The organism is Neobacillus niacini (assembly GCF_023715785.1).
GTDB lineage: Bacteria > Bacillota > Bacilli > Bacillales > Cytobacillaceae > Neobacillus > Neobacillus niacini_E.
In genome coordinates this window covers 1-461 of sequence record NZ_JAMBOX010000071.1, presented here as the reverse complement: position 1 = coordinate 461, position 461 = coordinate 1, and the positions used below count along the sequence as shown (strand labels likewise).

1 protein-coding gene is annotated in these 461 nt (G+C 61.0%); it reads left to right on the top strand.

Features of this window, described 5'->3' with window-relative positions:
* Window positions 1-461: FAD-dependent oxidoreductase (locus M3234_RS28885; protein WP_262307938.1), on the top strand; the 461-nt coding region annotated here is incomplete at both ends.

Genomic DNA, 461 nt, shown 5'->3' with positions numbered 1-461 from the left:
CAGTAAACTGCTTATCCTTGGTTCTGGACCTGCGGGATACACCGCGGCGGTCTATGCCGCACGCGCCAACCTGCAGCCGGTGCTGATCACCGGGATGGAAAAAGGCGGTCAGCTGACCACCACGACGGAAGTGGAAAACTGGCCAGGCGATCCGAACGATCTCACCGGTCCGCTGCTGATGGAGCGCATGCACGAGCATGCCGCAAAATTCGAAACCGAGATCATTTTCGACCATATCAGCCGCGTCGATTTGCAAAACCGCCCGTTCCGTCTGACAGGCGACAGCGGCGAGTACACCTGTGACGCGCTGATCATCGCCACCGGCGCTTCCGCCCGTTACCTGGGCCTGCCTTCCGAAGAAGCCTTCAAAGGCCGCGGCGTTTCCGCGTGCGCTACCTGCGACGGATTCTTCTATCGCAACCAGAAAGTGGCGGTGATCGGCGGCGGCAACACCGCAGTGG